Here is an 8,239-nt window from a genome sequence, read left to right as displayed (position 1 = left end):
GCACATTTTCGCGCCGACCAGGCGGCGCCGGCAACGGGCCGGAATGACTAGGGCGGTTTCCTCCCGATCACCGACGGGACCGGATGAAGATCCCCGGCCTGGTTCCGGCCTCCTGCTGAATACAAGAAGGGACACCGCAGGTGGAGGTCTTCACGTTCGATCGCGGCGAGCGCCAGGTGACGGCCTATGACAGCGTGGGCTTGCATGCCACACAGGTGGCGCGATTCACCGAGAGGGCCAAGGCCAGGTGCCTCACCCTGGCACCTGGCGGGATCATCGGCACGCATCCGGCTGTTTCGCACCAGATACTGCTCATCGTGACCGGATCCGGCTGGGTCGCTGGCGGCGACGGGGCTCGTGTCGCCATCGTGTCCGGTCAGGCGGCGTACTGGGAGCCCGGCGAGGTACACACGACCGGCAGCGAGAGCGGACTCACCGCGATCGTGCTGGAGGGCGGCCCGGTGACCGTCTTCGAGCCGGAAGCGGGCTGACCTGCACAGACCGCACGCGTGCGTGGTTACCGATACTGGCTGTCGTCGCCGGCTGGCCATGGCGCCCAGGTGTTGCTATGCAAAACGCATGGCCCTACGAGACGGTGACCCGCCGGCCGGCATCGGCATCAGAGCCCTGCGTCTGCTCGGCCTCACCGAGGTCCCCGTCGGCATCCGGGGGTTGGTCACGGCGACGGCGGTGCAGGGGCTCGCGACGTCGGGGTTCTCGTCGTACGTGGCGATCTGGGCGATCCAGCGGTTGCACGCGTCGGCCGCGGCGGTCGGGGTGGCGTTGTTCCTCCGCGCCGCGTCGGGGATCGGCTCCGGGTATCTCGGCGGCCGTTTCTCGGACCGGCGCGGACGGCGGCCGGTGATCCTGGCGAGTTGGCTGGGACAGGCGGTGTGCATCGCGTCGTTCACGGTCGCGGGTGATCACGTCCCTGTGGGGCTGGCGCTGATCGTCGCGTTCGGGCCGCTCGGGCCGCCGGGCAGCGCCGCGTCGTCGGCCTTGATCGCCGATGCCGTGCCGGCCGGCGAGCGCGGCTCCGCGTTCGCGGCGATGCGGGTGCTGCGCAGCATGTCGGTGATCCTCGGACCGCCCGGTGCGGCTCTGCTGGTGGCGATCGGGGGCTGGCCGACGATGTTCGGCGGGCTGGCCGCGTGCAGTCTGGCGGCGGTGGTCACGGCACGGCTGCTGATCCACGATCCGCCGCGGGGCGACGCCGTGCCGGCCGGCAAGCAGGCGGCTGACCGCGCGTTGTGGCGCGACGGCATGTTCCTGCTGTTCCTGTCGTCGGTCACGCTGATCACGCTCACCCTCGCCGCGACCGACCGGTTCCTCCCGGTGGCCGCGGTGTCCTCGTACCACCTCCCGGTCTCGGCGTGGGGGGTGCTGATCGCGATGAACCCCGTGCTGATCGTCCTGTTCCAGGCCCGGGCCACCCGCGTCGGCGACCGGATGCCGCGCCGAACCCTGGTGCTCGTGGCGGCGGCGCTGACCGGCGGCCCGTTCCTGCTGTTCCTGCTGAACACGTCCACGGCGATGATCGCGGCGGTGGTGGTGCTGTCGACGTTCGGCGAGATCGCGTGGACGCCGACCGCGCAGGCGCTGGCGGCGGACCTGGCACCGGCGGCGCAGCGCGGCGCGTACCTCGGCGCCTTCGACGGCGCGGTCTCCCTGGCCTACGCCGTGGGCCCGATGGCGGCCCTGGAGATCCACGCCGTCGCCGGCGACACGCCGGTGTGGTGGAGCGGGGCCGCGGCGGCGACCGCCGGAGCCGCGCTGGCGGTCGCGGCGCTGACACGGGAACGCCTCAGCTCCGAAGCAGTCCCGGAATCAGCAGCACCGCGGCCAGCAGGAACAGCCCGCTGAGGGCGATCGAGACGCGGTAGGGCCACCGGACCCGGAACGCCTCGTCGTCGATCACGGCCGACCGCTCGTCCTGTGTCAGGGTGTTGTCGATCACGAGGGAGGCCGCACGGTCCGCGCCCTCGGCGAGATGCGCCGCGTGGGCCATGAACGCCGCGTCGACCACCCAGATCACAGAGTCGGTGATGGTGGGCACGCGTGAGGGGTTCGGCATTCCGGACAACCCGGTCAGGAGGTTGATGCCGGCACCGGCGGCCAGGCCCGAGACGAAGTTGAGGAGCGACGGGGGAAGCACCGTCACGGCTCCCGGGACGGCTGGCCGTGGTGGCCGAAGACCTCGGCCCACAGCCGGTCGACCAGGGCGACGGCGACGCCGGAGAGCGGGTTCTCGGCGAACTGGGCGGCGGCCTCGTCGCGGGTGTTCTTGCGGTTCAGCCAGATGGCGAGTTGCGCCTCGATGGGCCGGCGGTTCCGGGCGTGGTTCCGGCCGCGGAGGGCTGCCTCGCGGCTGGTGATGTTCGCGGTGATCTCCCTGCCGAGGCGCTCCAGGCGTTCGGTCACCGCCCGGCGCGTGGCGGCGTCGGTCTCGGCTTCTCCGTCGGCGTCGGCGTCGGCGTCGTCACCGGTGTCCCGGAGTTCCAGCGTGCGGGTCGCCGGCGGCCCGGCCGCCGCGATCGGCACCGCGCCGTCGGCGGGTGTCACGGCTTCGCCGCGGGACGCGCCGGCGATCCTGGCCGAGGGTTCGAAGTCCTGGAGCAGGGCCTCCAACTCCCGCTGGACGATCCCCTGCACGATCCAGACCACTTGTTCGGCGACGTAGGGGATCTTCATGCTCTCCTCCTCCCCCACGCTGCCGTCGCCGTCCCCGTTCCCGACCCAGATCAGCAGGTCGACGATCGCCGGGTAGATCTCGCGGCGATCCGGCCCGGCGAGCATGATGGCCTCCGCCGCGGCGGCGCAGTCGATCTCGCGGCCGGGCTGCCGCCACTCGGGCATCTGTTCCTTGAGGTAGCCGTATCCGGCGCGGATGCAGCGGTCGCTGGCCGGGACGCCGGCGTGCAGCAGGGCCGTCATGCACATCGCGGTGGTCAGCACGTCGCTGTTCCACGAGCCGGTCCCGCTGCGCCACCGGCCGTCGAACGGGCCGCCGTCGTCGACCGGGCGGCGCAGCCACTCGCAGGCGTCCCGGACGATCGCGCTGGTGTCCCGGCTGTCGCCGCCGTGCCACAGGCCGTTGAGCACGCGGGCCGTGAGCCACGGGACCCGCTCCGGATAGAACGCCCCGCTGGCGAGCTGGGCCTGGCCGGCGATCGCCTTGAGCAGTTCCGCGCGGCCGGGATCGCGGAGCATGGCCGTGTTCTCGAACGTCAGCAGGATTCCGAGCATCCAGGTGCGGTGGAAGCGGTCCATGTTGATGCTCTCGGCCGACTGCCTGGACCGGCGGTTCGCCCAGATCGGCGAGGACTCGTCCTCGGCGCGCATGGCGCTGCGGATGTGCACGAAGAAGTCGTCGGCGTCGGGGGACGGTTGGGCGCCGTGGTAGGCCGGAAGGCTCAACGACGCGTCGTATCTCCAGTGCCGCCGCACGTAGTCGGCGCTGACCTTCCAGGCTTCCCGCTCGTCGGCCAGCGCGAGAGCGATCGCGGCGAAGGCGGCCGACGCGACGTTCCCGCCCCAGGAGTGGTCCCGCGCGATGGACTGGTCCCGCAGGAATCGGATCAAGGCCTTGCGATGGGGCCAGACCTTGGCGAGGATCCGGTCCTCGCGCCGGTTCTCGCTTCGGTGGTTCACGAGGTCGAGTTTCTCCAGGGTCGCCTGGACGGCGGCCTTGCCGGAGCGCCGGAGGTATTCGAAGGCGAGCTTCGACGGCCGCTCGAAGGGGTGCTCCGGGTCGTTCCAGTGGCCCACGGCGTAGCGGACGATGGCCGCGGCCTTCGAGGGGTGGCCGATCGAGAGCACCTCGTCGCTGCAGGTGATCAGCTTCATGGACAGCAGCTCGCTGACGGGGGCGGCGAGGCCCTCCGTCTCACAGAACATCCGGTACACGCCGATCTCGAACCCGCCGAGGCTGGCGAACCAGTAGAGCGTCCGCCGCGTCTCCGGACGCATGACCTGGTCGGCACGCGTCACCGCGGCGATGGTCTCGGCGAGCTCGTCGTCGTCCGGCATCCGGCCGCGCCGCTGGAAGTACTTGAGCGCCGACTTCGCCAGCAGCACGTCCCCGCCGGACAGCTCGTCGAACTCGGTGGCGACCAGGTCGGTCTGCCGGCTCTCGGCGAGCAGCATGTGGATCACCTCGGTGCCGCGCGCGGCGATCCGGGTGAAGGTCACGGGCAGGGCCAGGACGAGGTCGTGGGCCGACGGCCAGCAGGTCGCCAGGGTGCGGACCGGCAGGTCCAGCTCGTCGCGCAGGCGGGTGATCAGGTCGAAGATCGCGTACGTGGCCGTGACGTTGGCCTGGAGGTTGTCGACCACGACCAGGTATCCGCGCGACCTGGGGGCTTTGAGGAAGGCCAGCATCATGGCCTCGGCGTTGTCGAACGCCTCGGTCAGGTCGAGCCAGATGACGTGGTCCTCGTGATGGGACTGCCGGCGCTGGGCCGCGGTGAGGATGCTCAGGGTCTTGCCGGACGCGGGTGGCCCCACGACCAGGACGTCCAGACCGCCGGCCAGCTTCTCGACGATCATGTCGTCGCGATCGGTGCTCACGTGGTGGTCGATGTCGCGGATGAGGTCGTGCGGCATCGAGCCGGTCCCGACGTAGCCGAACGGGATCCACTCCTCGTCGTCCCAGTGCGCCGTCCCCGTCACGCTGGAGGCGACGGCCGCGAGCAACGACGGTTCGAAGTCGCTGCGGGAGCGGGCCCACTCCGCGAGATCGAGCAGCGGCCGGCCGACCGTCCAGCTCCGGCCGCCGGGAGCCCGGACGGAGAACACCACCTCGTCGTCCTGGAACTCACCGTGCACGATCAGGGCGGGCTGCCTGGCGATCCCGTTCTTCTGCTCCTGGACGACCTGCCTGATCACGATCGCCGCCGAGGCCTCGGAGTTGCCACGGGACAGCGAAGCGAGCAGTTCCGACTGCCAGGTCATCGGCGTCGACCTCATCCCCCTGCGATATGCGCCTGTGAACTGGAGATCTCCCCGTGATCTGTTGGCGAACTACCCAGGGGTGACGATCCATACACGCGCAGCCACAGCAATATGAGGCCCCTGCGACAGCCGGTGCGCCGGGACCCTTTGATTTCAGGAAATCCCAAGGTCGGCCTAGGGAAGCCGCTGTGCCTCAACACGCAGATATGTCACCGGATACAGTTCGCCCTCGACGTGCGCCCGCTCATGCGCCAGGACTTCGAAGCCGCCCTCCCGGAAGGCTCTCAGCACCGCGCCCTCATCGCCGAGATCCTCGCTCCGCATTCGGCGTGCATACACCGCGGCTCCCTCGGCGATCCGGTCGATGTCGAGGGTGGACGCTTTCATCGCGCCTCGCGCGGTGCGGCGCAGGCGGGCGACGAACGCGCTGACATCGGCTTCCGGGTCGGTCCGGTGGTCCTCGGCGCCGTGGAGGCGGACCGTGGTGACGGCCACCCCGCCGACGGCCAGCAGGGCTCGCCACACTTCCAGGACCTCGGCCGTCTGAGCCGCGCTGAACCGGGTGAGAAAGGCATCCGAGGTGATGACGTCGAACGAGGCGTCCTGCATCGTGTGGGTGAAGAGATCGACGATCTTCCCGGTGATGCGCGCCGCCCTGCGACCGGCGTACCAACGGCAGGCCTCGACGGGTGTCGGGCATCTGTCGATGACCGTGACGTCGACCGCGTCAGGTCGGCCGGCGCTGTGCAAGACCTGTTCCAGCATGGAGAAGTCCGCGGTCCCGGAGATGAGCACGCGAGGAGTCGAGGATTCGACGCCCTCATAAGCACGTCGTAGCGCTTTGTCATAGAACTCGCGATGCCAGGCGGGCGAGCTGACCAGCCCACACAGACGCAGATATTGCCACACGCCGTGGTACCAGGCGCAGGATTCTCCGCCAGGGCTCTCCGGGCGACAGTGGGCACGCGCGTAATCGGCACTCTTTGGGGCGGACGCCCGCAGGGAGGACTGCAAGGCGCGTTCCCTGGCCCCATCATGCGCACAGATCTGGTCAGCGACGGTGACGGTCATCGGGCGACTATTTCCGGAACGCCGCGACGACCAAGTGTCCCCCGCTGTCGACCTCTTCCTTGGTCACCCATCCGGAGGCGGCCAGCAGAGCCTGGACTTCGCCGACCGCGAAGCGACGCGAGACAAAGCACCGGATGCGGTCTCCCGGGCCGAGTTCCGTGTCTTCGAAGACGACTCGGCGGGTGACGTCGATGCGGCCGAACACGGTGTTGTCGACGACGTCGACGGCGAGGCGGACGGCGTCGAGCGGAATTCCGGCCATGGCGAAGATTTCCAGGACGGCGGCCCGGAACACTTCTGTCTCATAGGGAGCGAGCAATGACTGGTCGTCCCGGCGGGGCGGGGCGAGGGTGACGCTCATCAGGAGCATGTCACCGACCCGAGCACTGGCGGCGATATTCTCCAGGGCTCCGATCGGTTCCTCGACATTCCCGAGCGTATTCCCTAATAGACATAAGCTGACCGGATCGTCGCCTTCGCGCCACCTTTCGATCGCCGGCGTCGGACCCGCCTCGATGTCCCACACCTCGCCGGTTACAGCAAGATCGGGACCACATCCCTCGTCAATACGAGCAAGGGCAATGCCCAGCAAGGTCCGGCTGAAGTCGGCCGCCAGGTACCTTCCCGAGGGCCGGCCATCGGTGAGGCCGCGCAGAAAACCTTCGCTGTGCACGCCGTTGCCGGGGCCGATCTCCACCAGCCTGAGAGGGTCGGGAGTATCGCCCAGGGCGCTCCGCCACACCTCGACCTCGTCCCGCACCTGACCGATGACCTGCTGATATCCGGTCGATCGGGCCAGCCGGTCGTGCGTAAACGCAGCACTCCCGGTATAAGCGAGCTTCAGCGGCACGAAGCCCTTGCCGAGGCACTCCGCGAGCTGCTCGCGATGGGCCGGGCTCTCGAAGAACGGAGCGGCTGTCAACAGTGCGTCCTGTTCGGCTCGGTCGGACGTGATGATCGAATCGTGGTGCATCTCGAGAATGCCGTCGCCCGAGTGGCTTCAGGTTACCGCGATCCGTGGTGGAGAGATGACGCTACGCGCAGAATCGTATCTTGGAGTCGAATGGTGCTTTGACCGTACTCAATCCTTCGACGATGTGATCATTACCAACAAAGCTCAGCCTCCGTAATCCTTCGTGGACAGCGTCCCGTCCGGCCACCAGAACTTCCCGTCGTCCGCGCTGTTCTTGTCGTAGCCGCCCGGGGCGACGTGCCACTTGTTGCCGCGCCAGACGGCGCTGGTGCCGCCCCAGCCGTACAGGGGGCCGAAGACGGGCTTCAGGTCGGTGCCGAACGTGTTGCCGGTGAAGGTGACACGCTGGTTGCCCTTGCCGTCGCCGCCGATGTTGACGGTGTAGCCGAAGCCGGAGAAGTAGTTGCCGCTGACCGTTATGTCGGTGTAGTAGGCGTCGGAGTGCTGGAAGGCCAGGCCGTTGGTGTTGCCGGCGGAGGAGATCGTGTTGTGGTCGATCACCATGAAGGCCGGGCCGCCGTCGCTGGAGAGGATGGCGTCGGTGTGGTCGGTGCCGCCGTCGGCGCGGGCGTCGTGGAACCAGGAGTCGCGGACGGTGAAGGGCTTGTCGCGGGTGGACCAGCCCATCTCGATGCCGTTGGCGAAGCCCCAGATGTCGGAGTGGTCGACGGTGAGCTGGCCGGCGCGGCGCTGGTCGATCGCGTACTGCGAGGAGGCGGTGTGGGCGACCGGCGGTGCCTTGACGTCGAGCGGAGCGAAGGTGCTGTAGTCGAAGGTGACGTTGTCGCTGTAGACCGCGACGGTGGCATCGTCGACCTTGTCGCCGGCGAACAGGCAGCCGATGAAGGTGACGTTCTTCAGGCCGCCGTCCCAGTTGCCGACGAACGTCTCGCCGGGGAAGTACATGTACTTGTATGTGTGGTCGCTCTGCAGGGTGCCGGTGAACGTGGTCAGTTTGCCCGGGTAGCCCGGGGCATGCAGGTAGCCGGTGTTCGAGGCGTTCGGCCAGCCGCCGGTGGGGGCGGTGGCCGGGTGTGTCGTCGAGGCCGGCGTGGTCGACGGCTTCGTGGGGGTGGCCTTCCCCGAGCTTGAGGGGCCGACCGGCTCGGTGGCGGTCGGCGAAGTCGGGGAGGTGCCGCCCGACGTCGGCGTGGCGGAGACGGTCGCGGTCGGTGTCCCCCCGGCGGGAAGTCGGAGGCCAAGCGGTCTTAGGAAGACAAAAGGATCATCCAACTCCTTGGC

The 8,239-nt window shown here is 69.1% G+C and carries 6 protein-coding genes; 2 read left to right on the top strand and 4 right to left on the bottom strand.

Translation table 11 applies throughout. The features are described 5' to 3' along the window. The first annotated feature begins 140 nt into the window (after positions 1-140). Together ABD466_RS44000 and ABD466_RS43995 are read left to right on the top strand one after the other, a co-directional pair. A complete protein-coding gene (locus ABD466_RS44000) occupies positions 141-491 on the top strand; it encodes a cupin (RefSeq protein WP_344663281.1) in 351 nt (116 codons plus the stop codon). Positions 492-579: 88 nt separating this feature from the next. After that, positions 580-1,863 (top strand): MFS transporter, encoded by a 1,284-nt coding sequence (locus tag ABD466_RS43995; RefSeq protein WP_344663280.1) that lies wholly within the window; start codon positions 580-582, stop codon positions 1,861-1,863. On the opposite strand, the gene ABD466_RS43990 is transcribed toward ABD466_RS43995, so the two are convergent. The 4 genes from ABD466_RS43990 to ABD466_RS43975 form a co-directional block, all read right to left on the bottom strand. Next, positions 1,805-2,161, bottom strand: a complete 357-nt coding sequence (locus ABD466_RS43990; RefSeq protein WP_344663279.1) for a hypothetical protein — start codon at positions 2,159-2,161, stop codon at positions 1,805-1,807. The genes ABD466_RS43995 and ABD466_RS43990 overlap by 59 nt on opposite strands. Further along, positions 2,158-4,953: a prenyltransferase/squalene oxidase repeat-containing protein gene (locus ABD466_RS43985; RefSeq protein WP_344663278.1), complete on the bottom strand. Its 2,796-nt coding sequence runs from the start codon at positions 4,951-4,953 to the stop codon at positions 2,158-2,160. The genes ABD466_RS43990 and ABD466_RS43985 overlap by 4 nt, the downstream gene beginning before the upstream one ends. 174 nt (positions 4,954-5,127) lie before the next feature. Further along, positions 5,128-6,024 (bottom strand): class I SAM-dependent methyltransferase, encoded by an 897-nt coding sequence (locus ABD466_RS43980; protein ID WP_344663277.1) that lies wholly within the window; start codon positions 6,022-6,024, stop codon positions 5,128-5,130. A gap of 7 nt (positions 6,025-6,031) precedes the next feature. Then, positions 6,032-6,997 (bottom strand): L-histidine N(alpha)-methyltransferase, encoded by a 966-nt coding sequence (locus ABD466_RS43975; RefSeq protein ID WP_344663276.1) that lies wholly within the window; start codon positions 6,995-6,997, stop codon positions 6,032-6,034. Between the last annotated feature and the right edge of the window lie 1,242 nt (positions 6,998-8,239).

Source organism: Catenulispora subtropica (genome assembly GCF_039531675.1).
GTDB classification, from domain to species: Bacteria; Actinomycetota; Actinomycetes; order Streptomycetales; family Catenulisporaceae; genus Catenulispora; species Catenulispora subtropica.
Note: the sequence above shows the minus strand (reverse complement) of the source record. Positions and strands in the feature narration are given on the sequence as shown.